General features: G+C 69.2%; 24 protein-coding genes. 19 read left to right on the plus strand and 5 right to left on the minus strand.

The annotated features are described in order from the left end of the window. Window positions 1-69 precede the first annotated feature (69 nt). Genes ON29_RS13825 through ON29_RS13850 form a run of 6 tightly spaced genes read left to right on the plus strand, consistent with a single transcriptional unit; the run spans window position 70 to window position 6,103 of the window. Window positions 70-297 (plus strand): ferredoxin, encoded by a 228-nt coding sequence (locus tag ON29_RS13825; RefSeq protein ID WP_040866681.1) that lies wholly within the window; start codon window positions 70-72, stop codon window positions 295-297. Beyond that, window positions 297-848: a Cif family virulence factor gene (locus tag ON29_RS13830; protein WP_040866668.1), complete on the plus strand. Its 552-nt coding sequence runs from the start codon at window positions 297-299 to the stop codon at window positions 846-848. Before ON29_RS13825 ends, ON29_RS13830 begins: the two co-directional genes overlap by 1 nt. Window positions 849-853: 5 nt before the next feature. Then, window positions 854-2,104 (plus strand): hypothetical protein, encoded by a 1,251-nt coding sequence (locus tag ON29_RS13835; protein WP_040866682.1) that lies wholly within the window; start codon window positions 854-856, stop codon window positions 2,102-2,104. 25 nt (window positions 2,105-2,129) lie between these two features. Then, on the plus strand, window positions 2,130-3,728 hold the full coding sequence (locus ON29_RS13840; RefSeq protein WP_040866669.1) for an acyl-CoA synthetase: 1,599 nt from the start codon (window positions 2,130-2,132) through the stop codon (window positions 3,726-3,728). 1 nt (window position 3,729) lies between these two features. After that, window positions 3,730-4,845, plus strand: coding sequence for an NAD(P)H-dependent amine dehydrogenase family protein (locus ON29_RS13845; RefSeq protein WP_051175187.1), 1,116 nt, complete (start codon window positions 3,730-3,732; stop codon window positions 4,843-4,845). A 31-nt stretch (window positions 4,846-4,876) separates the two neighbouring features. Next, window positions 4,877-6,103: a cytochrome P450 gene (locus ON29_RS13850; RefSeq protein ID WP_040866670.1), complete on the plus strand. Its 1,227-nt coding sequence runs from the start codon at window positions 4,877-4,879 to the stop codon at window positions 6,101-6,103. A gap of 61 nt (window positions 6,104-6,164) precedes the next feature. Here the strand turns inward: ON29_RS13850 and cyp51 are convergent, their stop codons facing one another. After that, window positions 6,165-7,529, minus strand: a complete 1,365-nt coding sequence (gene cyp51 / locus ON29_RS13855; protein WP_040866671.1) for a lanosterol 14-alpha demethylase — start codon at window positions 7,527-7,529, stop codon at window positions 6,165-6,167. A 171-nt stretch (window positions 7,530-7,700) separates the two neighbouring features. Here cyp51 and ON29_RS37640 point away from each other — a divergent pair, with 171 nt between their 5' ends. Both ON29_RS37640 and ON29_RS13860 read left to right on the plus strand, forming a co-directional pair. Beyond that, entirely contained in the window at window positions 7,701-8,030 is a 330-nt protein-coding gene (locus ON29_RS37640) for a hypothetical protein (RefSeq protein WP_306307217.1), read from the plus strand. Beyond that, window positions 7,922-8,911 carry an MCE family protein gene (locus ON29_RS13860; RefSeq protein WP_306307218.1) on the plus strand — a complete coding sequence of 330 codons (990 nt, stop codon included), beginning with the start codon at window positions 7,922-7,924 and terminating at the stop codon, window positions 8,909-8,911. Before ON29_RS37640 ends, ON29_RS13860 begins: the two co-directional genes overlap by 109 nt. Here the strand turns inward: ON29_RS13860 and aztA are convergent. Beyond that, entirely contained in the window at window positions 8,908-9,594 is a 687-nt protein-coding gene (aztA, locus tag ON29_RS13865; RefSeq protein ID WP_040866672.1) for a zinc ABC transporter ATP-binding protein AztA, read from the minus strand. The genes ON29_RS13860 and aztA overlap by 4 nt on opposite strands. Window positions 9,595-9,653: 59 nt before the next feature. Between aztA and aztB the strand changes: the two genes are divergently transcribed. The 5 genes from aztB (at window position 9,654) to ON29_RS13890 (ending at window position 16,726) form a co-directional block, all read left to right on the plus strand. After that, window positions 9,654-11,657 (plus strand): zinc ABC transporter permease AztB, encoded by a 2,004-nt coding sequence (gene aztB, locus ON29_RS13870; protein WP_040866673.1) that lies wholly within the window; start codon window positions 9,654-9,656, stop codon window positions 11,655-11,657. Further along, window positions 11,654-12,571 (plus strand): zinc ABC transporter substrate-binding protein AztC, encoded by a 918-nt coding sequence (gene aztC / locus ON29_RS13875; protein WP_040866674.1) that lies wholly within the window; start codon window positions 11,654-11,656, stop codon window positions 12,569-12,571. The genes aztB and aztC overlap by 4 nt, the downstream gene beginning before the upstream one ends. Before the next feature lie 32 nt (window positions 12,572-12,603). Next, window positions 12,604-13,773, plus strand: a complete 1,170-nt coding sequence (gene aztD / locus ON29_RS13880) for a zinc metallochaperone AztD (RefSeq protein WP_040866675.1) — start codon at window positions 12,604-12,606, stop codon at window positions 13,771-13,773. A gap of 87 nt (window positions 13,774-13,860) precedes the next feature. Further along, window positions 13,861-14,766: a class A beta-lactamase gene (gene bla / locus ON29_RS13885; RefSeq protein WP_040866676.1), complete on the plus strand. Its 906-nt coding sequence runs from the start codon at window positions 13,861-13,863 to the stop codon at window positions 14,764-14,766. 121 nt (window positions 14,767-14,887) lie between these two features. Then, a complete protein-coding gene (locus ON29_RS13890; RefSeq protein ID WP_245548947.1) occupies window positions 14,888-16,726 on the plus strand; it encodes a hypothetical protein in 1,839 nt (612 codons plus the stop codon). A 37-nt stretch (window positions 16,727-16,763) separates the two neighbouring features. Here the strand turns inward: ON29_RS13890 and ON29_RS37050 are convergent, their stop codons facing one another. Both ON29_RS37050 and ON29_RS13900 read right to left on the minus strand, forming a co-directional pair. After that, complete coding sequence (locus ON29_RS37050) at window positions 16,764-17,000, minus strand: hypothetical protein (RefSeq protein ID WP_245548948.1); 237 nt, start codon at window positions 16,998-17,000, stop codon at window positions 16,764-16,766. A gap of 234 nt (window positions 17,001-17,234) precedes the next feature. Beyond that, a complete protein-coding gene (locus ON29_RS13900) occupies window positions 17,235-17,546 on the minus strand; it encodes a hypothetical protein (protein WP_157172771.1) in 312 nt (103 codons plus the stop codon). A 334-nt stretch (window positions 17,547-17,880) separates the two neighbouring features. On the opposite strand from ON29_RS13900, the gene ON29_RS13905 reads away from it, so the two are divergent. Together ON29_RS13905 and ON29_RS13910 are read left to right on the plus strand one after the other, a co-directional pair. Then, window positions 17,881-19,104 (plus strand): helix-turn-helix domain-containing protein, encoded by a 1,224-nt coding sequence (locus ON29_RS13905; protein WP_040866685.1) that lies wholly within the window; start codon window positions 17,881-17,883, stop codon window positions 19,102-19,104. Window positions 19,105-19,297: 193 nt separating this feature from the next. Then, window positions 19,298-19,780: a hypothetical protein gene (locus tag ON29_RS13910; protein WP_040866678.1), complete on the plus strand. Its 483-nt coding sequence runs from the start codon at window positions 19,298-19,300 to the stop codon at window positions 19,778-19,780. A 27-nt stretch (window positions 19,781-19,807) separates the two neighbouring features. On the opposite strand, the gene ON29_RS13915 is transcribed toward ON29_RS13910, so the two are convergent. After that, on the minus strand, window positions 19,808-20,176 hold the full coding sequence (locus tag ON29_RS13915) for a hypothetical protein (protein WP_245548949.1): 369 nt from the start codon (window positions 20,174-20,176) through the stop codon (window positions 19,808-19,810). A gap of 202 nt (window positions 20,177-20,378) precedes the next feature. Between ON29_RS13915 and ON29_RS36665 the strand changes: the two genes are divergently transcribed. From ON29_RS36665 to ON29_RS13930, 4 genes are all read left to right on the plus strand, one after another. Next, window positions 20,379-20,519 (plus strand): hypothetical protein, encoded by a 141-nt coding sequence (locus ON29_RS36665; protein ID WP_157172772.1) that lies wholly within the window; start codon window positions 20,379-20,381, stop codon window positions 20,517-20,519. Between the two features lie 8 nt (window positions 20,520-20,527). Further along, window positions 20,528-21,652: an amidohydrolase family protein gene (locus tag ON29_RS13920; RefSeq protein ID WP_040866687.1), complete on the plus strand. Its 1,125-nt coding sequence runs from the start codon at window positions 20,528-20,530 to the stop codon at window positions 21,650-21,652. Window positions 21,653-21,793: 141 nt separating this feature from the next. Next, window positions 21,794-23,083, plus strand: coding sequence for a YhgE/Pip domain-containing protein (locus tag ON29_RS13925; protein WP_040866679.1), 1,290 nt, complete (start codon window positions 21,794-21,796; stop codon window positions 23,081-23,083). A 7-nt stretch (window positions 23,084-23,090) separates the two neighbouring features. Continuing rightward, window positions 23,091-23,587, plus strand: a 497-nt coding sequence (locus ON29_RS13930; RefSeq protein ID WP_040866680.1) for a cation efflux transmembrane domain-containing protein, incomplete at its 3' end; no start/stop codon positions are given.

Genomic DNA, 23,587 nt, shown 5'->3' on the forward strand with positions numbered 1-23,587 from the left:
CCCGATGAGCCGTCGATGCGAACGAACCCGGACACCCGGGTCGCGAAGCCGGACCGTGCGGAGCCGGTCATGAGAATCCGGGTCGACCTCGATCTGTGCCAGGGGCACGCGGTCTGTCAGGCCGAGGCGCCGGAGGTATTCACCGTGCCCAAACGCGGCCGGGTCGAAATCCTCGACGACGTGCCGGACGCCGGGCTGCGGCCCGCCGTGGCGGACGCGATCCGTTACTGCCCCACTCGAGCCCTGTCGATCGCCGACGAAGACGCGACCGACCACTCCCCGAAAGGTACCGACTGATGCCAGCTTTCGACCGCGCCGAGCTCGACGAGATGATCCAGCGCTGGATCGTGGAGAACCAGCGCTGCGAGGAGAAGGGCGACTGGAAACCGCTCGCGCAGATGTACACCGAGGACGCCACCTACGGCTGGAACTACGGCCCCACCCAGGAGTTCATGGCCGTCGGACGCGACGAGATCCGCGATCTGGCCCTCGGCCAGGAGATGGCCGGACTGGAGGGCTGGACCTACCCCTACCAGGAGTTCGTGGTCGACGACCGCACCGGCAACGTCATCGGACTGTGGAAGCAGATCAGCGAGGCCGAGCGTCCGGACGGGCGCAACTACTCGCCGGAAGGGATCGGCGGCAGCTGGTTCCGCTACGGCGGCGACTTCCAATGGTCCTGGCAGCGCGACTTCTTCGACTTCGGCAACGTCTCGGCGATGTTCATGGAGATGATCACGAACAAGGCGCTGACGCCGGGCATGCAGAAGCGCATCGAGCGCTCCGTCTCCGGCAAACCGCTGCCCGGTTGGTACCGCATCGGCGAATCCCCCGTCCCGCTGTGGTGACCGACATGGCCGCATCACACAGCCGATTCGCCGACCTGGACCGGGACACCCTGGCGGCGCTGCTTCCCGAACTGCTCCTGTGCGGGCACCTCATCGACCGTTCCGGTATGGCGCATTCGATCGCCGCGTTCGGCCGGGAGGGTATGACCGAGATCGCCATCGAGGAGTGGCAGGTCGCCAGCCCGGTCTACACCCGGCGCATGCAGCGGGCGCTCGGCTTCGCAGGCGACGGCGTGGAGACAATCTTCAAGGGACTGCAACTGGATATCGGCGCTCCACCGCAGTTCATGGACTTCCGTTTCCGGGTGGAGGACCACCACCACGGCGAGTTCTGGCTCGACCACTGCGGCGCGCTGGCCGATGTGGAACCGATGGGCGAGGACTTCGTCGTGTCGATGTGCCACGACATCGAAGACCCGACCTTCGACGCGACCGCGCTGGCCACCAACCCGCACGCGCGGGTCCGGCCCATCCACCGCCCGCCCCGCCATCCGGCCGACCGGAAGCCGGTGTGCGCGTGGACGGTCGTCATCGATCCCGGGCATGTGCCGCCGCCCGTGCCGCCCAACGCCGAGTTGGTCGCCGGGTCGGTGGCGGCGGGACTGGAGCTGGCCGCGATCGATCGCGACGACGAAGGACGGCCGGACTACGCGGGCCCCCTGCTCAGCGATGTGCGATTCGCGGACTTCTCCCGCTCCGCGCTGGTGCGTCTCGCCGACGAGGTCTGCCTGCAACATCATCTGCTCACCCTCGGTTTCATGATCGCGGTGCGGGCCCGCGCCGACGCCGCCGCGGCGCTGGAGATCGGACGCAAACAGTTCGCGGGGATCGCCGGGCTCACCAGTGAGCGCCTGCGCAACTGCCTCGGCCTCGGTGACGACGCCGCCGCGCTCGCGACGGTACTGCGGCTACATCCCGTTCTGAATCCGTTGCCCTACACCGGTATCGAGATCGCGGACACCGGCGACACGGTCACGGTGACGTTTCCGGCCGCGAGCGGTGCGCACACCGACGCAGCGTGGCCGTCGATGCTCGACCCCGAGCACCTACAGCCGCTGAACGCCTTGGTCCGCGGCGTGAACCCGCGTTTCTCCGCCGAGGTCGTCGCGGTGGGCGCGGACGGGTGGCGCGCCGCCGTCACGCTCGGCGACAAAGCGTTCCGGGAGGCGACGGAGGTCGCGCTGACCCGGTTCAGCACCGGCGCCGCCTTCACCTTCACCGACCGGGGGATCCCCCTTCCGCTCACCGTCGTGTGACAGCCCCACCCAGAGATGGAACGAGATGGCCAACAACTTCGCCGACCTCTTCGAGCACTCCGTTGACGCCATGCCCGAGCGGGTGGCGCTGATCCAGTCCGGCCGCCGCGTGACCTACCGGGCACTCGACGCCCGCGCCAACCAGCTCGCACATCATCTGGCGAGCCTCGGCGTCGGCGCGGGAACGCACGTGGGTTTCCAGATGCACAACAGCATCGAGACGATGGAGACGCTGATCGCGTGCTTCAAGCTCGCCGCCGTGCCGATCAACATCAACTACCGGTACGGCGTGGCGGAACTGGCCTACGTCTACGCCAACGCGGATCTCGAGGTGCTCGTGCACCACTCCTGTTACGCCGCAGCCGTGCAGGAAGCCCGGACGACCGCGTTGCGGCACACGCTCTGCGTAGCCGACGAGTTCAGCGACGCGGATTCCGTGTCGACGGGCTACGAGGCCGCCCTCGCCGGGGAGCCGACGGACCGCCCGGCGGTCCGCCGCGGTCCCGACGACCTGTTCATGATGTACACCGGCGGGACGACCGGCATGCCGAAGGGCGTCATGTGGCGGCAGGAGGACATGTGGCGGGTCCTCGGCGGCGGCATCGACTTCTACACCGGCGAACCGGTCGCCGACGAGTTCCAGCAGTCCCGCACCGGCGCCCAGGTCGATCCGAGCGCCTGGCTGGTGCTGCCGCCGCTGATCCACGCCGCGGCCATGATGCCCACCTTCACCGCGCTGTGGTCGGGCAACACCGTGATCTTCGAATCCCGCTTCGACGCCGGTAGCGTCTGGCGGACCGTCGCCCAGCAGCGTCCCCAGGTCATGGTGATCACCGGTGACGCCATGGCCAGACCGCTGCTCGAGGCGTTCGAGCGCGAGCCGGTGGACGCCTCTTCCCTGCTGGCGATCGCCTCCGGCGCCGCGCTGCTGTCGCAGCCGGTGAAGAACGCGCTGCTGGAGCTGTTCCCGTGGGCGGTCGTCTCGGACTCCATCGGGTCGTCGGAAACCGGTTTCGGCGGTATCGGATTCGCCCAGAAGCACGACGATCCCGCCCGCGGGCCCCGCGTGCAGACCGGTCGCGGCGCCGTCGTCGTGGACGACGACGGCCACCCGGTCGCGCCGGGTTCGGAAGGCTGGCTGGCCAAGACCGGCAACGTGCCGATCGGCTACTACAAAGACCCCGGCAAGACCGACAAACTGTTCAAGACCGTCGACGGCATACGCATGGTCGTCACCGACGACCGCGCCCGCGCCGAGACCGACGGATCGATCACGCTGATCGGCCGCGGCAACATGGTGATCAACACCGGTGGCGAGAAGGTGTTCGTCGAAGAGGTCGAAAGCGTGGTGAAGACCCACGACGCGATCTACGACGCGGTGGTGCTCGGCGTGCCGCACGAACGCTGGGGCCATCAGGTCGCCGCCGTGGTGTCGCTGTCCGGAGCCGGGCCGGTCGAGTTCACCGACCTGCAGGCGCACGTGCGCAAATTCCTGGCCGGCTACAAAGTGCCCAAACAGATCTGGGTCGCCGACACCATCGTGCGCGCGCCCAGCGGCAAGCCCGACTATCGGTGGGCCAAGCAGTACGTGGCCGGCCGGGGCCCCGACCACAAGGCGGACTGACATGATCCGGGTGATCCAATGGGCGACCGGCGGAGTCGGGCGGGCCGCCATCGAGGGCATTCTCGACCATCCCGATCTGGAACTGGCCGGGGCCTGGGTGCACAGCGCGGACAAGGACGGTGTGGACCTGGGCGAGCTGGTCGGTCGTGCGCCGATCGGAGTGCGCGCGAGCACCGATGCCGAGCGTCTGCTCGCCACACCGGCCGAGTGCGTGCTGTACAGCCCGTTCATGGCCGACACCGAGACGGTGCGCGCGATCCTGCGGTCCGGCAAGAACATCGTCACACCGCTGGGCTGGTTCTATCCGCGCCGCGCGGAGCGGCAGCGGTATGACGAGCTGTGCCGGGCCGCCGGAGTCACTCTGCACGGCGCCGGAATCCATCCCGGCGGCATCACCGAGAAGATTCCGCTGGTGGTGTCGGCGCTGTCGGGGGCGATCACCGAGGTGCGCGCCGAGGAATTCTCCGATATCCGCACTTATGGCGCGCCCGAGGTGGTCCGGGACTGGATGCTGTTCGGCGCCACACCGGAGCAGGCCGCGGCGAGCGTCATGGCGGACGTCCTCGCGGGCGGCTACAGCCAATCGGTGTGGATGATCGCGGAGGCGCTGGGCATCGCGCTGGACGAGCGACTGCGGGTGACGCACGAGACGGCGGTGGCCACCGCGCCGATCGACTCGCCGATCGGGCCGATCGCGCCCGGACGCGTCGCCGCGCAACGCTTCCGCTGGCAGGGGACCGTCCGCGGCGCACCGGTGATCACGGCGGCGGTGAATTGGTTCATGGGCACCGAGAACCTCGATCCACCCTGGACATTCGGACCGGCGGGTGAGCGGTACGAGGTCGAGATCGTCGGTGATCCCGGCGCGACGGTGACCTTCACCGGCATGCACGCGCACAGCGCCGCCGCCGGTCTGGCGCGCAACCCCGGCATCGTCGCCACGGCCATGCACTGCGTGAACTCGATTCCCTACGTCGTCGCCGCCGAACCGGGTGTGCGGACCTATCTCGAGCTGCCGCTCGTCGCGGGTCGCGCCGCCGCCTCGTTGCGCGGGGCCGACGGCGCTTCGCCCACCGCGGCCGATTCCGACCTCGCGCGGCGGACGGCGCCGCGCTGACCGGCTTGCCCGTTTCATCTAGGAGGTAGCAATGGCCGCATCGGCATTACCTGTCGGATTCGATTTCACCGATCCGGCGCTGTGGGAGAACCGAAGTCCGGTGGAGGAGTTCGCGCAGCTGCGACGGACCGCCCCGGTGTGGTGGAACGCGCAATCCGACGAGACCTCCGGGGGTTTCCGCGACGGCGGTTACTGGGTGGTCAGCAAGCTCGCCGACATCAAGGAGATCTCGAAGCATCCGGAACTGTTCTCCTCGGAGCGGAAAGGGGCGATCATCCGTCTGCCCGGTGACATCACCCCGGAGCAGATGGCGCTCACCGGAGCCCTGCTGGTGAACATGGACCCGCCCAAGCACTCGAAGATCCGGCGGATCATCTCGAAAGGCTTCACGCCGCGGGCGGTGGAGAACCTGCGGGCCGCACTCACCGACCGCGCCGCGCGCATCGTGCACGGCGCCAAGGAATCCGGCGGCGGCGATTTCGTCGAACAGGTGGCCTGTGAATTGCCGTTGCAGGCGATCGCCGAGCTGATCGGCGTGCCGCAGGCGGATCGGCGCAAGCTGTTCGACTGGTCCAATCAGATGCTCAACTACGACGACCCCGAGTACGGCGATCCCGCGACGGCCTCGGCCGAGATCCTCGGCTACGCCTGGAACATGGCCGAGCAGCGCCGCGCCTGCCCGGTGGGCGATATCGTGAGCGAACTCGTGCACGCCGACCTCGACGGCGAGGCGCTCGGCTCCGACGAGTTCGGCTTCTTCGTCATCCTGCTCGCGGTGGCGGGCAACGAGACCACGCGCAACGCCATCACGCACGGGATGAAGGCGTTCGTCGACAACCCGGAACAGTGGGAGATCTACCGGCAGCAGCGTCCGCGCACCGCGCCCGACGAGATCGTGCGCTGGGCCACGCCGGTGACCGCCTTCCAGCGCACCGCGACCGAAGACCTGGAACTAGGCGGGCAGCGCATCCGGCAGGGCGAGCGGCTCGGCTTGTTCTACAGCTCGGCCAATTTCGACGACGAGGGCTTCGAGAATCCGTTCACCTTCGACGTCTTGCGCAACCCGAACCCGCACGTGGGTTTCGGCGGCACCGGCGCGCACTACTGCGTCGGCGCGAACCTGGCCAGGCTGGAGATCGATCTGATGTTCAACGCCATCGCCGACGTGATGCCCGACCTGCGGCAGGTCGCCGAGCCGGTACGGCTGCGGTCGGGCTGGATCAACGGCATCAAGAGCTGGCGCGTGCGCTACGAGTAGGTCCGGGTGCGAGTTCCCCGTCACCCTGTGGCGGGGAACTCGCGCGGGCCCGGCCGTGCTCTCAGCCGTTGTCTTGCTTGCGGCGCCTGCGGTAGCGAACGGTGCACGGTTGCGCGAGTTGCACGACCATCTTGGAGTGGTCGTTGCGATAGGTCTCCGACGGCTGGGTCATCTCGAACTCCCAGTCCCGCAACAGCAGCGAGAAGATGGCCTTCAACTGCATCAACGCGAATGCCGCGCCGACGCAGCGGTGCCGGCCCGCCCCGAACGGAATCCACGTCCAGCGGTTGACGAGATCGGCCTGGTCGGGATCGATGTAGCGGCCGGGATCGAACGCGTCCGGATCGGGGAAGTCCTCCGGGATCCGGTTCGAGATCGCGGGTGTGGCCGCGACGTGGTCGCCGGGTTCGATGCGGTGCCCGCAGACCTCGAACTCGCCACGGGCCACCCGCATCAGGATGATCAGCGGCGGGTGCAGGCGCAGCGTCTCCTTGAGCACGGACTCCAGGTGCGGGATCTGGCGCAGCGCGCCGAAGCTGATGTCGGAGCCGTCGGCGTAGAGCTCGTCGAGTTCGGCGACGACCCGGCCCAGTACCTCGGGGTGGCGCAGCAATTCGATGATCGTCCAGGCCGCCGTACCGGAGGTGGTGTGATGGCCCGCGAACATCATCGAGATGAAGATGCCGGTGATCTCGCTGGCGCTGAAGCGCGGTTCGCCGTTGTCGCCCGGGACCGAGATGAGCACGTCGAGCATGTCCCGATCGTCCTTGCCGGTCGGCGGGGCGGCGGCCCGGCGATCCATGATCGCCTGGACCAGCTCGACCAGCTCGGCCCGCGCCTGGTCACGGCGGCGGAAGCTCTCGATCGGGGCGTACGGGTCGACGTAGGCCAGTGCGTCGGTGCCCCGTTCCAGGTCGTGGTAGAGGTGCGCGAAGCGGTCGTCGAGGTCGTTGCGGAATTTCACGCCGATCAGGCAGGCCGAGGAGGTGTAGATGGTCAGTTCGGCGAAGAAGTCGAGCAGGTCGATCTCGCCCTCGTCGCCCCAGCGTGCCAGCATCCGCTCGACCTCGCGGGCGATGGTCGCGGCGTGCCCGCGCATGTGCTCGGCGCGCAGAGCCTGGTTGTGCAGCATTTCCTTGCGGCGTTCCGGGCTGGCGTCGAAGACGACGCCGTCGCCGAAGATGGGTTTCATGAAGGGATAGGCGGCGGCCTGGTCGAGGTCCTCGTCGCCGGAGCGGAAGAAGAATTCGTTGGCCTCCGCGCCCGACAGCAGGATGACCTGGCGCCCCGCCAGATCGAACGAGCCGACGTCGCCGCACTCCGCGCGGACCCGGCGCATCAGGCCGATCGGGTCGACGCGGAACTCCTCCAGATGACCGTGCTCGTGGTCGCCTCCGGATACCCGCTGTGGTTTCACCAGAGTCATTGGAAATCCTTCCCCAGATAAGTGTCCAAGTTTTATGATGGACACGTGTCTGGACAGTACTACGGTCAGCGAGCGTCCGGCAAGACACGGGCCACGTCCGCCGTCGCGCAGGCCGGACGCCACGATCGCGGGTGCCGCCATCGCCGCACAGCCCGCGCCGAGAAGTGATCGGTGGATTCGAAGATGGATGTCGGCAGGCAGGCCATGTCGGTGACGTGGCGGATAGTGCGGTTGAAGGTCGCGGGGGCGGTGCTGATCCTGCTCGTCGCCGCGGTGGTCGCGGTCGCCGTCGCGATGTACGCCGGAAGCTTCCGCTCCACGGAGACCGTCACCGTCGAGACGTCCCGAACCGGACTGGTTCTGGACCCCGACGCCAAGGTGCGGATGCGGGGGTGGAACTGGGCCGGGTCAGCGCCGTGGAATTCCATGGTGACCGGGCGCGCCTGCGTCTCGCGCTCGATCCCGCGCTGCTGCGGCTGGTGCCCGCCAACGCGACGGTGAACATCCGCTCGACCACCGTATTCGGCGCCAAATACGTGAATTTCGTCGTGCCGGGCGTGCCCTCGCCGACGCCGATGCGGCCCGGGGCGACGATCCGCGCGGAGTCGGTCACCGTCGAATACAACACGCTGTTCCAGCGTCTCAGCGACATCCTGGCCGAGGTGGAGCCGGGCAAGCTCAACGCCACCCTGGCGGCATTGGGCACCGCCCTGCAAGGGCGCGGCGATCGGCTGGGCGATCTCCTGGCTCGCGCGGACGACTACCTGCGGCAGATCAACCCGAGTCTGCCCGCGCTGCGGCGGGACCTGTCGTCTGCCGGTCAGGTCACCGGGCTCTACGCCGACACCACCCCCGATCTGTTGCGCACGGCGGGCAACGCCATCGCGACCGGCGCGACGGTCGCCCAGGGTGCGCAAGACCTGGACGCGGTGTTGCTCGACCTCATCGGCTTGGCCGACACGACCCGGTCGGTGCTCACGAACAACGAGGGGGATCTCTCCGCCGTGACCGCGCTCCTGCGGCCCACCAGTTCGCTGCTGGATACGTACTCACCGGTGCTCTACTGCGTGGTCGTCGGTATCGCGAAAGCTCTTCCCGCGGCCGAAGCCATCATCGGGGGGTACGAGCCGGGAGCCATCTTCAATGCGAGCTTCATGTACGGCGCGCGGCCCTATCGGTTTCCCGACGACCTGCCGAAGGTGAACGCGACCGGTGGGCCACGCTGCGACGGGATCCTCGACCGGGTTCCCGGCAGCCACGCCGATTACGTGGTCACCGATACCAACGCGGGCGCGCCGTTCACTCCGTCCAGCGCGGTCGTGCCCAACGCGCCCAAGGTCTTCCAGATCCTTTTCGCGGGCATGCCCGGGGTGCCGCGTTAGTCGACCGCCTCGGTGATCTGCTCGCGTAGGACGTCGTGCGGATCGCCCTGGCCGGTGAGTCGGCCGTCGCGCAACAGCAGGCAGTGGTCGGCGCGCAGGGCGTCCTCGCGGCTGTGCGTGGCGTGCACGACCGTCACGCCACGCGCGCCGACGCGGCGGATGGCCTCGGAGATCTCCTGCTGGGCGGCGGAGTCCAGGCCGGTGGCCGGTTCGTCGAGCAGTAGCAGGTCCGACTCCTGTGCGAGAGCCTGCGCCAGGAGCGCCCGTTGGCGCTGGCCGCCGGAGAGGGTGCCGAGCCGGCGCTCGCTCAGCTCGGCGATGGCCATCCGGTCGAGGCACGCGCGCACCACCGCGCGATCCTGCCGGGTGAGACGCCGCCAGGCGCCGCGATGCGCCCACCGTCCCATCGCGACTGTTTCCCGCACGGTGATCGGCAGCGTCGCGGGAACGCCGCTGTGCTGCACGACGAATGCCGGGCGCCGGAGATGCTGTCGGCGAACGGTTCCCGTGGTGGGCGTGACGACGCCGGCCAGCACGCCGAGCAGGGTGGACTTGCCGGACCCGTTGGGCCCGACGAGTGCGGTCACCTGTCCGGCCGGGATCGTGGCGGTGAACGCGTGCAGGACCGGGTTTCCCCGGTAACCGGCCGTCACCTCGGCGAGATGGACAGCGGACTGCGACATGAGCGGACTCCGATCACCTCATTGAAATGAAAACCGTTATCATTGTAGAGTGCTGCCTCATGGAGTGGTTGGCCCCGTTCGAGGTTTCGTTCGTGCAGCGGGCGTTGTGGGGCGGATTGCTCGTGTCGTGCTTGTGCGCGCTGGCCGGCACGTGGGTCGTGCTGCGCGGCATGGCTTTTCTCAGCGACGCGATGGCGCACGGCATGCTGCCGGGCGTCGCGATCGCCGCGTTGCTCGGCGGAAACCTGGTGCTGGGCGCGGCATGCAGCGCCGCGGCGATGGCGGCCGGCGTCTCGGTGCTGGGCCGCGGCACCAGGTTCGCCGCCGACACCGGCATCGGATTGCTGTTCGTCGGGATGCTGTCGGCGGGCGTGATCATCGTGTCGCGTTCGCCCTCGTTCGCGGTGGACCTGACCGGCTTCCTCTTCGGTGACGTACTCGCCGTCGGGGCGCGTGACCTCTGGTATCTGGTCGCGGCCGCGGTGCTCGCGGCGGTGATCTCGATGCTCGGCTACCGGGCGTTCGTCGCGCTCACCTTCGACCCGCGCAAGGCGCACACCCTCGGGTTGCGGCCCCGGATGGCGAACGTCGCGCTGATCGGCCTGGTGACCCTGGCGATCGTCGCGTCCTTCCACATCGTCGGCACGTTGCTGGTCTTCGGTCTGCTCATCGCGCCGCCCGCGGCCGCCGTCTACTGGGTGCATCGCATCCCGCTGATCATGCTCACCGCCGCGGCGCTCGGCGCGCTGTCCACCTTCGCCGGGCTGCTGATCTCGTGGCACGCGAGCACCGCCGCCGGGGCGACCATCGCGGCGACGGCCGTCGCGCTGTTCTTCGTCTCGGCGCTGTCGTCCTGGCTGCGCGAGCGGATCCGCGCCTCCCGCACGACCGCGAAACCACTGACGCTCGGGCTGGTCCTCGCCGCGATCACGCCCTTGATCGGTTGCGCGACAGAACAATCCGAGCCTGCGGAGCCGACGCCGCACGGGTACGTGGCGGGCGCGGAGGAGACCGACGAGGCGCAGCCGCGTCTGGTCGTGGCCGACAACGCGACCGGCGCCGTGCGGGTGGTCGACCTCGTGACCGAGGAGGTGATCGATCTCGGCCGGATGGAAGGCGTCGACCGGATGACTACCGACGGGCGCTTCGCGTTCCTGTCCGCCCGCGACCGGATGCGGATCGTGGACGCGGGTGCGTGGGCGGTCGACCACGGCGATCACGTGCACTACTACCGCGCGCCCGCCCGCGATCTGGGCATCAGCACCGGCGGCCCGGTGTCGGTCGCGCACGCCGACAGCGCGATCACGGCAATCGTTTCCGACGCGGGTAGCACCACGCTGCTGGACCGGTCCGCGCTCGGCGCGGGGTCGGTGCGCGAGCGCGGCGTGATCGCGGACGCCGCCGCCGTGCCGTACGCCGAGCACCTGCTCGTGGCCGTGCCCTCCCGTGCGCGCATCGAGGTCCGCACCCGAGACGGCGCGCACGCCTCGGACCTCGCACAGCCGTGCCCGCATCCGCGCGGCTCGGCGGTGACCAGGCGGGGCGTCGTCTTCGGTTGCGCCGAAGGTGCTTTGCTGGTGACGGCACGCGACGCGGCGTTCACCGGCGAGAAGATCCCCTATCCGCCCGGCACCCTGGACGCCGACCGCGCGGTCGAGTTCCGCCACCGCCGCGGCAGCGCGACGCTCGTGGCCGCGGCCGGTCGGCGCGGGGTGTGGGTGCTCGACGTCAGACGCAAGACCTGGACCTCGGTCGACACCGGTCCGGTGGTCGCGGCGAACACGGCGGGGGAGGGAGCCGCACTGCTGGTGCTCACCGCGGACGGCCTGCTGCACAGCTACGACGCCGCGACCGGCCGCGAGTCCGCGGCGGCGCGCCCGCTGACCGCGCCGGTAGCCGACGGCACGCCCGCGCCGCAGATCCTCGTCGACGAACACCGCGCCTACCTCAACGATCCCGTGGCGCGGGCGATCCACGAGATCGACTACACCGACAACCTGCGCACCGCGCGCACGTTCCGCCTCGACATCATGCCCACCTCGATGGTGGAGACCGGCCGATGAGACTCGCTGCCCGCCTGTGCGCGCTGATCGTCGCCGCGCTGTTCGCACTGACCGCATGCTCGAATTCCGGCGCCCACCGAGGCGGAGTCCTCGTCACCACCAATATCCTCGGCGATCTCACCCGCGCCGTCGCCGGGGATGCGGTCGAGGTCACCGTGCTCATGCAGGCGAACGCGGACCCGCACTTCTTCGCCATCTCCGCCCAGCAGGCCGCCCGGTTCGAACGCGCGAACCTCATCGTCTACAACGGTCTCGGTCTCGAGGAGAGCGTGCTGCGCAACGTCGAGGTGGCCGAGAAGTCCGGGGTCGCGGGCGTATCCGTCGGCGCGGCGATCGACCCCATCGCTTACGCGGCGCACGAAGCGAACGGCAGACCGGATCCGCACTTCTGGACCGATCCGCGCCGGGTGCGCAGGGCGGTGGAGGTCATCCGGGACCGGATCCTCGACCACGTCCCCGGTGTGGACGCCGCGGCGGTCCGCGCCGGAGCCGACCGCTACCTGACCGAACTCGACCGGCTGGATCGCTGGATGACCGAGCGGTTCGCGACGATCCCCGTCGAACGGCGGAAGCTGGTCACCAACCATCACGTCTTCGGTTACCTGGCACAGCGATTCGGCTTCGAGGTGGTCGGCGCGGTGATTCCGGGTGGCACCACCCTCGCGTCACCGAGCCCGTCGGATCTGTCCGCCCTCGCCGGGACCATCCGGGCCGCCGGGGTGGGCGCGATCTTCGCCGACGCCTCGCAACCCGATCGCCTGGCCAGGGTGCTCGCCGACCAGGCCGGGGTGCACGTACAGGTGATCTCCCTGTACTCCGAGTCGCTCACCGAGCCGGGCGGCGGCGCGGGCACCTACCTGGAAATGATGCGGGCCAACACCGAGTCGATCGTGCGCGGCCTCGCCACCCCCTAGCCCGACCCACGCAACGAAAGACGGAGTCGCCCATGCCTGTTCGATCGACAACCACGAAATCGGCCGCCCTGACCGGCTTGCTGACCGCAGTACTCACCGTCGCCGGATGCGGCGGCGATGCTTCCCCGGAACAAGACACCCGGCGCACACCGATCACCGACCCGGTCGCCATCACCTACGACGGCGGAATCCACGTACTGGACGGAAACACCCTCGAACTCGCGCGCACGGTCGAGCTCGACGGCTTCAACCGGCTCAACCCCGCGGGTGACGACCGGCACCTGATCGTCTCGACCAAAGCGGGCTTCCGGGTCTTCGACGCCGTCACAGCCGAATTCACCGGCACGGACTTTCCCGGCCCCCATCCCGGGCACGTGGTCCGGCATGCCGGGCGGACCGTGCTCTTCAGCGACGGCACCGGCGAAGTCGTCGCGTTCGACTCCGCCGATCTCGCGAAGGGCGCGCCGAAGACCGACATCTACCGCGCGGCCGCCCCGCACCACGGCGGCGCGATCGAACTGACCAACGGCGAACTCGTCCTCACCCTCGGCACCGAGGAGAAGCGGACCGGCGTCGTGGTGCTCGACGAGAACCGCACGGAGCGGGCGCGCAACGAGAACTGCCCCGGCGTGCACGGTGAGGCGACCGCCGCGGGCGAGGCCGTGGTGATCGGCTGCGAGAACGGCGTGCTCGTCTACCGCGACGGCGCGATCACCAAGGTGACCAGCCCCACCGAGTACGGCCGGATCGGCAACCAGGCGGGCAGCGAAACCTCGCCGGTCGTCCTCGGCGACTACAAGCAGGACAAGGACGCCGAACTCGAACGCCCGCGCAAGGTCGCACTGATCGACACGGTCACCGGCACGTTGCGCCTGGTCGATCTGGGCACCAGCTACACCTTCCGTTCGCTGGCCCGGGGCCCGCACGGCGAAGCCCTGGTCCTCGGCACCGATGGCCGCGTCCACGTGATCGATCCCGTCGCGGGCGCCGTCGTGCGCACCATCCCGGTCACGGATCCCTGGCAGGAGCCGCTGGAATGGCAGAAGCCTCGGCCCGCGCTGTTCGTCCGCGGCGGCACCGCCTATGTCTCCGACCCCGGGACGAAGCAGGTGCACCGCATCGACCTGGGCACCGGAGCGAAGACGGCGAGCGTCGCGCTGCCGAGCACGCCGAACGAAGTGAGCGGCGTGCTGGGGCACTGACCCTCGGCTCTCGTCGGTGGGGACAGCGGACGATAGTCGCGGTGGTGAGCCCGTTCACCGCGACATCGACCACGGGAGAGGCCGAGTATGACGCAGTCGCCCATCGGCCGCCGGAGGCTTCTGGCCGCGGCGGCACTCCTACCGCTGGCCGGGTGCGCTGCGGAGAAGGGGCCTTCTTCCTCCGCCGCGCCCACCGCCCAGGCGGACGAGCGCCACGATCGGCTGATCGAGCTGGAACGAAAGTTCGACGCACGCCTGGGCGTCTACGCCCGCGCCACCGGGACGGGCGTCACCGTCGCGCACCGAGCCGATGAACGATTCGCGTTCTGTTCGACGTTCAAGGGCTTGGCCGCGGCAGCGGTGCTCCAGCGTAATCCGCTGTCGCACTTGGACACAGTCGTCACCTACACCCGCGACGATCTGCTGAAGAACGCCACCGTCACCCCTCGGAACGTGGACACGGGAATGACGATCCGCCAGCTGTGTGACGCCGCGATACGGTACAGCGACGGCACCGCGGGCAATCTCCTGCTCCGCGATCTGGGTGGCCCGGCCGAGCTGACGGCCTACGCCCGGAGCCTGGGCGACCCGGTCACCCGGATGGACCGGATCGAGCCCGCGATCACCGAAGCCACCCCGGGAGACCCGCGCGACACGACTTCGCCGAGGGCGTTCGGCGAGGTCTATCACCGGATCGTGCTGGGCGACGCCCTTCCGGGCGACAAGCGGGACTTCCTCCGCGATCTGCTGGAACGCAACGCCACGCCCGCGGGCGCCCAGCGAATCCGGGCCGGCACACCGCAGGGATGGAGGGTGGCCGACAAGACCGGGACCGGCGACTACGGCACACTCAACGACATAGCGGTCGTGTGGCCCCCGGATGCCGCGCCACTCGTTGTCGCGATCATGTCCAGCAAAGCCACCCGAGATGCCGCCTACGATCAAGCTCTCCTCGCCGAAGCCGCCGCGTACGTGATGGACGCACTCACCTAGCGGCCGTCGCTGTTCTCGCGCGCGGATACTCGGCGCATTGCCCTCGCGCGACCTGTGGTATCGGCGGGACCGGCAATTCCCATAGCCGCGAAGCGACGGCCCCCCGCTACGGTGGGATGACATGGATACTGCTGTGCTCGCCGTGCCGGAGCCCGCGCGCGCCCCTCGGTCCGCGGCGGCCGGCGGCCGGTTGCGGCGGATCCGGAACGCGCGGCCACTGGTCGTCGTGGCCGGTTGCCTGGTGGTGTTGCAGCTGGCGGTCCGCTGGTGGGTAGCGGGCAGCGGCTACTTCTATTGGGACGATTTCATCCTGGTCGGCCGGGCGGCCCGATTCGGGCTGTGGTCTACCGACCTGCTGCTGTACGACCACGACGGGCACTTCATGCCGCTGGCATTCGCCACGGCCTGGGCGGTGAACGCGGTGGCGCCGCTGGTCTGGGCCGGACCGGTGACGGTGCTGCTGATCATGCAGCTCGGCGCGTCGGTAGCCGTGGTGCGGATGCTGGTGCTGGTGGTGGGCCCACGATGGCCGATCCTGCTTCCGCTGGTCTTCTACCTGTTCTGCCCCCTGACGGTCCCGGCGTTCGCCTGGTGGGCCGCCGCTCTGAACGCACTGCCGCTACAGTTCGCCCTCGCCTGGGTGATCGGGGACGCGGTGCTGCTCGTCCGCACCGGTCGCCGCCGATACGCGCTGTCCGGGGTCGCGGTGCTGGCGGTGGCGCTGCTGTTCTTCGAGAAGTCGGCGGTCGTGCCGTTCGTCGCGTTCGCCATCACGGCGCTGGCCCGCTACGTCGACGGGCGCGCGGCCCCGATGCGCACGGTGGCCCGGCGGGGTGCGTCGCTGTGGGTCGGGTCGGGCGCGGTGCTGGCCTGCTGGTCGATCATCTACCTCGTGGTGGTCGACGGTCCCGGTCTGCCCGACAGGTGGGACGAGTTGCGCGACCTGCTGCCCGGAGCTGCCTCCCTGGGGGTCGTGCCCGCCCTGTTCGGCGGCCCCTGGGTGTGGGAGCGGTGGCTACCCTCGACGCCGTGGGCGGATCCGCCGGGGTGGGCGGTGGTGTCGGCCTGGCTCGCGCTGGGCGCGGTCGTAGCGCTGACGATGCGCGCCCGGCGGCGGATCGGAGCGGTCTGGCTGACGGCCGCGGCGTACGTCCTGATCGCTCAACTGGCGGTGGCGCTGGCTCGCGGCGGCCCGAACACCGCGGGGGAGTTGATGCAGTCGCTGCGCTACTTCGCCGACACGGCGGTGGTGTCGGCGGCCGCGGGTGCGCTGATGCTGCGGGCCCGTCCCCGGCCGGGCCGGGGCCCAGCGCTTCCCGGGCGGTCCGTGACGATCGCGGTGACGGTGGTGTTCGTCGTCAGCAGTCTCTGGTCCACCTGGACGTTCGTGCGATCCTGGCGTGCCGGCCCGACCGAAACCTACATCACCAACGTGAAATCGGGGCTGAGCGCATCCGACGGCGCGCCACTGCTCGAGCAGGAGGTGCCGTGGAATGTGCTGAATCCCTTGGCCTACCCGCAGAATCTCACCAGGAACGTCCTGGCTCCCATAGCCGCTCCCGGCACCTTCGCGGACTCGACACCCCATCTGCGGATGATCACCGACAACGGTGAGATCGTCGAGGCGGCGGTCTGGTGGAACCGGATCATCCTCCCCGGCCCGGAGCCCGGCTGCGGCTACCGGATCGAGGGCACCGCCCCGGCTCGCCTGCAACTCGACGGCCCGATGCTCGCGAACAAATGGACAGCGCAACTCAACTACCTCGCCAGCCGCGACGGCCGCATCACCGTCGCCCTGGAACAAGGCGAAACGGTGACCGCGCCGGTCCGAAAGGGACCCAACACCGTCTTCGTTCGCCTCATCGGCAGCGGTTCGGCCCTGCGAATCACCACCGCCACACCGGGCCTGAACCTGTGCGTGGGCGTCGGCCCGGTCGGCGTCGCGTCCTACGACAATTGAACCGTCCGCGATCGCCTCCCGCCGGATACGACCGACATCATCGGTCCGGCGACGTGCGCCGCCGCGCGGGTACGCAGACGCGGATGACCTCGACCACGACCATGCCGCGCGGCCGGTAGGTGCCTCGCGGTGCGTGGGCCCAGACCCGGAACCCGAGGTCGCCGTCTGCCGGTGACGGCAACGCGATCCGCGCGCCCTGACGGGCCACAGACACATTGAGCCGGAACAACTCTGCGAACAGGCCGGGACGTCCGGGACGATGACGAACGTCCACCGCTTCGACCGTGGATGCGACACGATCGGTCCCAGCCGCACACCACGGTCGAGCAGGTGCGCGCGCACGCCCGCGCCGAGCTGCGCGGGCATCGTGATCGCACCGATGCTGCCGGAGACGAAGAAGATCCGGCCCAGCTCCGGCTGCACCCGAGCGGGCAATCCGAAAGCCTCCCGGTAGAACCGGCATCGTGCTGCCGGGGTATCGGCGAGAACGACGGTTGCGTCGTCGATGTCACGCATCCCGATCACCCGTCTCGGGTGGCATCCGCCTGCGGTCGACGCCGGTGACCGCACCCAGCGTGATCAGGGATGAGCGCGGAATATCGTGCCGGTCATCGACTATCGCTGCTCCGACCCAGCCGCACGCGCCGGGAATGTTGCGGTCGTGGGATCCGATCCGGCCGTCGTAGTAGGGGGCCAGCCGTAGGCAGTGCTCGGTATCCGGGCACCGCACGCGCAATAGCGGCCCGTACGGCGTGCCGTCCATGGTTTCCCACTGCCAGACCTTCGACAATCGGAACTTGCCGCCTTTTTCCATTCCCACGCCGCTCCCCTCTGGGCTGATTGGTGAAGCACCCGGCGCCAGGGATCTAGCGACCCTCCGGCGGCGTCATCGTCACCGGAGGTGTGCCCATAGGGTGGACACTCACCTGGCGCCGGGGCTGGGGAGAAGCGTGCGCGCCCGGTATCGCCTGAAGTGGTGAGAACACACCACTATTCGAGGTAGGGGAAGTCGCCCCACCCGCGTTGGTGGCGTTTTCCCACCATCCGCAGCCGTGGGCGTGGCTATCCTGAAAGCACCTCTTCGCGGAGGTACTTGCCCCGGTCGACGGGCCCGGGGTTCCGCGAAGGGGACGACCAGCGAAGAGGTGGCGGACATGCCGAGCCCTGACGAACTCGCCGGACGCCCCATCGGCGAACGCATTCAGATCATCCGCACGCGCACCGGGAAGTCGCGCGCTGTCGTCGCAGGCCTCGTCGGTCGGTCCGAGGACTGGTTGCGCGACGTCGAGAAGGGCCGCCAAGGCGCGCCCGGTCTGGAGATGCTGCTGAAACTCGGGCAGGCGCTCGGTGTGCGTGACCTCACCGAGCTCACTGGAGAGCACGCACTGCTGGTCGGATTGTCCCGCCGCGCCGGTCATCCCGTGGTGCCGGAGATCCGCGAGGCCATCGAATCCGTCGACCTCATGCCGTCGTCCTCCGCGATCGACCCCGCCGAGCTTCGGGCCCGGGTCGAACGGGCCTGGCGGCTGTGGCACACCTCGAGCCAACCGCGCGCGGACGCCGGTGCCATGCTGCCGGAGCTGATCCGGGACGGCCGCCGCGCCCTTCGCACCCTTGACGGGCAGGAGCGCCGCGCCGCCGCAGCCGCACTGTCGGGTGCGTACGCGCTTTCCGAGCAGGTCCTTGCGTGGGTCGCCGACGCGCCGCTGCTGTGGCTCGCGGCTGACCGGTGCATGGCTGCGGCCGAGATCGCTGACGACCCGGTGACACTGGCGTCGGCCAGCTGGGTGCTCGGCAACGTGTGGCGGTCCACCTCGCGGGAAGAGGATGCGTACCGGCTGACGCAGGGCGCTGTCGAGCTGCTCGAGCCACGCCTCGACGATGACCAGGAGGCACAGGCGCTGTGGGGCGCGTGCCACCTGCACGGTGCGATCACCGCGGCTCGGCTCGGCCGGGAGGGGGACGCGCTGCGTGGAATCGACCAGGCGATGGCCATGGCTCGCGCATTGCCGTCCGGTTCGGCGCATCCGTGGACGTTGTTCGGCGTCGCGAATACCGACGTGACCGCAGTGTCGGTTCAGGTGGACATGCGCAAGTCGGGTGGTGCGCTGGATGCTGCGAGCGTCGTCGATCCGGACGCCGTACCCAGCGTCGACCGGCGAGCCCGGCTGTGGCTGGAATTGAGCCGCGCCTACGGGCAGCAGCGTGATTGGATCGGCACACTCGGCGCGCTGAAAACGGCTACGGCGGTGTCCGAGGAGTCGATGCGCTGCCATCCGCTGTCACGAAACCTGGCTGCGGAACTCGTGACACATGGCGGCCGGATCATCGAGCGTGAGGCCCGGGCGCTGGCCAACCGCATCGGCGTCACCGCGTAAGACCGTCGGCCCCGAAGGCCGATCGGCAGCGGTCGTTCACACCTGGAGGCGTCGGCGAGCGCTCCTCCTGTGCTACCAAGAAGCTCGTCAGGGTGTACAACCGCACCCGACAGCACGTGAACGTGGCTGGAGTGGCCGAACTGCGCGATCGGATGCGGCCGCTCGTCGCGGCGACAGCATAGAAGCAAACTGCATGGTGCGCATCGGGGTCACCGGGCACATGAATATCACCGAGGCCGCCGAGCCGCTGGTCTACGCGGCGATCCGTGAGCTGCTCGCCACCGACGGGACGGGGGATGCGGTGGTCGGGGTGAGCTGCATAGCCCGTGGCGCCGATTCCGTGTTCGCCCGAGCCGTCCTCGACGCAGGCGGACAGCTCGAGGTCGTGTTGCCGTCGCGGAACTACCGGCAGACCAAGGTGAAGCCCGACCACGCCGAGCTGTTCGACGACCTCGTGCAGCGTGCGGCCGTGGTGCGGGTGATGGACTTCGATGACGCGGGCCGCGAAGCGTACGAGGCCGCGAACGCGGCGGTGGTGGACTCGGTAGACCGGTTGGTCGCGGTATGGGACGGTGCGGACGGGGAGCGAAGCGGAACCGGCTCGGTGGTGCAGCCGGCCCGCAAAGCGGGTGTGCCGGTGGACGTGGTGTGGCCGGAGGGCGCGGCCCGCGGCTGACGGAGCAGCAGTCCCGTCGCGATCCGATCAGTCGCGGTAGATCGCGACGTAGGCGTTGGTGGTGGTGCCGATGCTGGTGGGGCCCAGGCATGAGGCGGTGCCCTGGCCGGAGGGGCTGAAGGAGCCGCCCCACGAACCTCGGTAAGGGCCGATGGCCATGAGGGGGAACGCATTCGGTACGCCGTGCAGGCCGACGCATTCGATCACCAGGGTGTACTCCCTGCCGGGGGGCGCATCCTCGTCGTGGCAGGTCGCCGTCGCAGTGAACAGGTCTCGCGTGACGACACAGTCCTGTGGCGCGGCTTGGGCTGTGCCGGAACCGATTACCGTGGCGAAGCCCAGAACCGACACGGCGGCGGCCGTGACTCGTGCGGTGGCGATTGTCGTGGAGCTCATGCGAATTCCTTTCGAAGGTCATGTGGCAATCGAGGGCGGACACCGAGTCGTTACGGCCGGACCGCGGCCATGCCGATACGACGCGGACGCCGCGACGCATGCCGCGCAGGGCTGAGCTGTCCAGCTGGGAGGCGGTTCACGCGGGACAGTTTCCGGAAGGGTTCGCCGCTTCGTCTCGAAGCCTCGCCGCAAGGGGAAGTCGTTGACATTCTCCACGGTCCTGAGTATTTCTTCATCTACTCTTGACGATGATTTCATCTTAGTTGATGATTTCCTCGAATACCGTCGTGGCGGGATGCGGGCGAGCATCGACGGCTCGGCCGCTCCCCGTCCGGACAAGTGAGGATTTCGATGACCGATTCCCGATTCCGCAGGAAGATGAGCAGGCGTGGGGCGCTGGGCGGCGCTTTCGCGGGGACGCTCGGCGCCGCCGCGATGGCAACGGTCGCGCGGGCGACTCCGCTTCGCACTCGGCAACCTGCGCCTTCGGGCACCTACCGGATCGACCTGCACGCGCATTTCCTGCCGCCGGACTACCGGGCGGCGTTGCTCGAGCACGGTCACGTCACCATCGGCGGGTACCCGACGCCGGATTGGTCGCCGGAGCGGGCGCTGGCGTTCATGGACTACTACGGGATCCAGGCGCAGGCGCTGTCGGTATCCGACCCCGGCGTGTCGTTCCTGCGCGGCAAGGAAGCCGCCGACATGGCCCGCTACTGCAACACCTACGCCGCCGGGCTGTTGCGGGACCACCCCGAGCGATTCGGCGCCTTCGCGGTGCTGCCGATGCCCGATATCCCCGCCTCCATCGCCGAAGCCGTGTACGCGCTGGACGAACTGCGTCTCGACGGTGTGGTTCTGCTGTCCGCCTACGACGGCGTCTATCTCGGCGATCCCCGTTTCGAGCCGTTGCTGATCGCGCTGAACCAGCGCAACGCCTACGTCTTCGTGCACCCGGCCGCCATCGCCGCCGACGCCAAACCGAAACTGCCGCTGCCGGACTTCCTCGAAGAATTCACCTTCGACACCACCCGCGCGGCGACGTTGATGATGGCCACCGGGATGACGCAGCGCTACCCGAACATCCGTTTCCAGCTGGCGCACGCGGGCGGGACGCTTCCCTTCCTGTCCCATCGCATCAGCGTCGCCTCGCAGACGGTGATCGGCGAGCTCTGGCCCGAGGACCTGCCCAGGCCGTCGCTACTCGACACGCAACGCCAGATCGGGAACTTCTACTACGACACCGCATTGAGCGGGTCGGCCGCGGCGATGGCGAGTGTGCTGGCGGTCAGCAAGCGCGACCACGTCGTCTTCGGATCCGACTGGCCCTTCAGCGCGCTCACCCTCCCGCAGTCCGGCACGCACGATCCGGCTCCCGGCCTCAGCGACATCTTCGACGCCGACCAGCGGATGGAGGTCGAACGGATCAACCCGTTGCGGCAATTGCCCCGGCTGGCCGCAGCGGTCGGCGGGTGAGCGATAGCCGCGCGCCGTCGGGTGGGACCGCGGTTCCGGCGAAACTCCGAACCGTGGTCCCCGGATGTCCGCGCGCACGGGCGAAGATAACCAAGAGTTCGCCGAGTAGTCCCTGTCACCACTGCGAGAGGAGCCGGTCCCATGGCAGCGAAACCCACGCGGGTCCGTACCTGGACCCGCCCCATCGTCGTCATCACGCTGCTCATGGCGTTGCTGTCGGTGATGTACCTCGGTTACGTCGTGAATCCCGAGAAGAATCTGCACGACCTGCCGCTGGCCGTGGTGAATCAGGACGTCGGCGACACGCTCGGCGGCAAACCGGCCGACGTCGGTCGCCAGATCACCGAGGCGCTCACCGCGAACATCCCGGCCGACAAAGTCGACCTGCGCGTCATCTCCATCACCGAAGCGCAACGGCAACTGCGCGACGGCAAGATCTACGGCGCCATCGTCATCCCGAGCGACTTCACGAAGCGGCTCGCGATCCTCGGCGCCGCGGGCGTGGTCCCCGGAAAGGTCGACCGGCCGGTGATCACCGTGGAGACCAATCCGCGCACCGGCACCTACGCCACGCAGATCACGCTCCGCATCGCCGAACAGGCGCTGGACGAGGTGAACGCCACCGTCGGACGGCAGCTGACCGCCGCCGTCGACGAACAACTCCGGTCCTCCGGCGGCCCGGCACCGCGACTGACCGGAGCAGGCCAGTTGCTGCTCGCCGAGCCGATCGACGTGGTGGTCGCGCCGTATCGGCCGCTCCCCGAAGGCACCGGCGGCGGGCTGTCGGCCTTCTTCTACACGCTGCTGCTCCTGCTGGCCGGGTTCACCGGCGCCATGATCATCCACACCATGGTGGACGCCTCCCTCGGCTTCACACCGACCGAATACGGGCCGTGGTACGTGCACTACCCGCCCACCCCTATCTCCCGGCTGCGCACCCTGCTGCTGAAATGGGGCGTTCTGGCCGTGACCGCGCCGATCGTGTCCGCCGTGTTCATGGCGGTCGCGACGGCTTTGGACATGCCCATCGACAAGGCGCTGTTGTTGTTCCTCTACAGCACCTTCGCCATCGTCGCCGTCGGCGTCACCGCGCTGTCGATACTCGCCGCGTTCGGCGCCGTCGGCATGCTGGTGAACCTGATTCTGTTCATCGTCCTGGGACTGCCCTCGGCCGGGGGAACGGTGCCGATCGAAGCCACACCCACCTACTTCGCCTGGCTGTCCACTTTCGAGCCGATGCATCAGGTCTTCCTCGGCACCCGTGCCATCCTGTACTTCGAAGCCAGCGGTCCGGCGGGCCTGGAACGCGGCGTCTGGATGGCGTTGCTCGGCCTGGTCATCGGCCTGTGCTTCGGTGCGGCGGTAACGATCTTCTACGACCGGAAAGGGCTGTCGCGCGCGGCGGACCGCGGTCGCGGCGCCGAGACGTAGTCCGGCAGTGCGCGCGCTGCTGTTCTCGCTGTGGGCCTCGGTGTGCTTCGTCGTGCTGTCGCTGGTGTGGGGAATCGCGGCGGGATCGCAGATGATCGTCTTCGACGGTCTCTATTCGCTGGTCAGCGTCGGACTTTCAGGTCTGGCCGTCATGGCGCACCGGACCGCCGCGAAGGGCGCCGATGCGATCTACCCGTGGGGCCGGGAGACGTGGGAGCCGGTCGCGGTCGTCGTGAAGTCGGCCGCTCTCGGCGGACTGTGCCTGTACGGATCGTTCAACGCCGTGCGGGAGATCGTGCACGGCGGCCGCGCGGTGTCGGCGGGCTCCGCGCTGACCTACGCGGTGATCGCCTCGCTGGCGAGTGTCGCCGTCGCGTCGGTGCTGTTCCGCGCCGCCCGCCACGACACCGGTCTGGTGCGCGCGGAGGCGGCGGAATGGGCGGGTGACGCGGCGCTGAGCCTGGTCACGCTGGGCGGATTCGCGATCGCTGTGATCCTGAACGC

It is taken from the genome of Nocardia exalbida NBRC 100660 (assembly GCF_000308575.1).
GTDB classification, from domain to species: domain Bacteria; phylum Actinomycetota; class Actinomycetes; order Mycobacteriales; family Mycobacteriaceae; genus Nocardia; species Nocardia exalbida.

Coding starts and splice junctions, on each gene's coding strand:
- ON29_RS13825 (WP_040866681.1), top strand. CDS start 70: ATGAGAATCCGGGTCGACCTCGATCTGTGCCAGGGGCACGCGGTCTGT.
- ON29_RS13920 (WP_040866687.1), top strand. CDS start 20,528: ATGACCGATTCCCGATTCCGCAGGAAGATGAGCAGGCGTGGGGCGCTG.
- aztA (WP_040866672.1), bottom strand. CDS start 9,594: ATGTCGCAGTCCGCTGTCCATCTCGCCGAGGTGACGGCCGGTTACCGG.
- ON29_RS13915 (WP_245548949.1), bottom strand. CDS start 20,176: ATGAGCTCCACGACAATCGCCACCGCACGAGTCACGGCCGCCGCCGTG.
- ON29_RS13840 (WP_040866669.1), top strand. CDS start 2,130: ATGGCCAACAACTTCGCCGACCTCTTCGAGCACTCCGTTGACGCCATG.
- ON29_RS13845 (WP_051175187.1), top strand. CDS start 3,730: ATGATCCGGGTGATCCAATGGGCGACCGGCGGAGTCGGGCGGGCCGCC.
- ON29_RS13835 (WP_040866682.1), top strand. CDS start 854: ATGGCCGCATCACACAGCCGATTCGCCGACCTGGACCGGGACACCCTG.
- ON29_RS13925 (WP_040866679.1), top strand. CDS start 21,794: ATGGCAGCGAAACCCACGCGGGTCCGTACCTGGACCCGCCCCATCGTC.
- ON29_RS13830 (WP_040866668.1), top strand. CDS start 297: ATGCCAGCTTTCGACCGCGCCGAGCTCGACGAGATGATCCAGCGCTGG.
- ON29_RS13910 (WP_040866678.1), top strand. CDS start 19,298: ATGGTGCGCATCGGGGTCACCGGGCACATGAATATCACCGAGGCCGCC.
- aztB (WP_040866673.1), top strand. CDS start 9,654: ATGGAGTGGTTGGCCCCGTTCGAGGTTTCGTTCGTGCAGCGGGCGTTG.
- ON29_RS13890 (WP_245548947.1), top strand. CDS start 14,888: ATGGATACTGCTGTGCTCGCCGTGCCGGAGCCCGCGCGCGCCCCTCGG.
- ON29_RS13905 (WP_040866685.1), top strand. CDS start 17,881: ATGCCGAGCCCTGACGAACTCGCCGGACGCCCCATCGGCGAACGCATT.
- aztC (WP_040866674.1), top strand. CDS start 11,654: ATGAGACTCGCTGCCCGCCTGTGCGCGCTGATCGTCGCCGCGCTGTTC.
- ON29_RS13850 (WP_040866670.1), top strand. CDS start 4,877: ATGGCCGCATCGGCATTACCTGTCGGATTCGATTTCACCGATCCGGCG.
- bla (WP_040866676.1), top strand. CDS start 13,861: ATGACGCAGTCGCCCATCGGCCGCCGGAGGCTTCTGGCCGCGGCGGCA.
- cyp51 (WP_040866671.1), bottom strand. CDS start 7,529: ATGACTCTGGTGAAACCACAGCGGGTATCCGGAGGCGACCACGAGCAC.
- aztD (WP_040866675.1), top strand. CDS start 12,604: ATGCCTGTTCGATCGACAACCACGAAATCGGCCGCCCTGACCGGCTTG.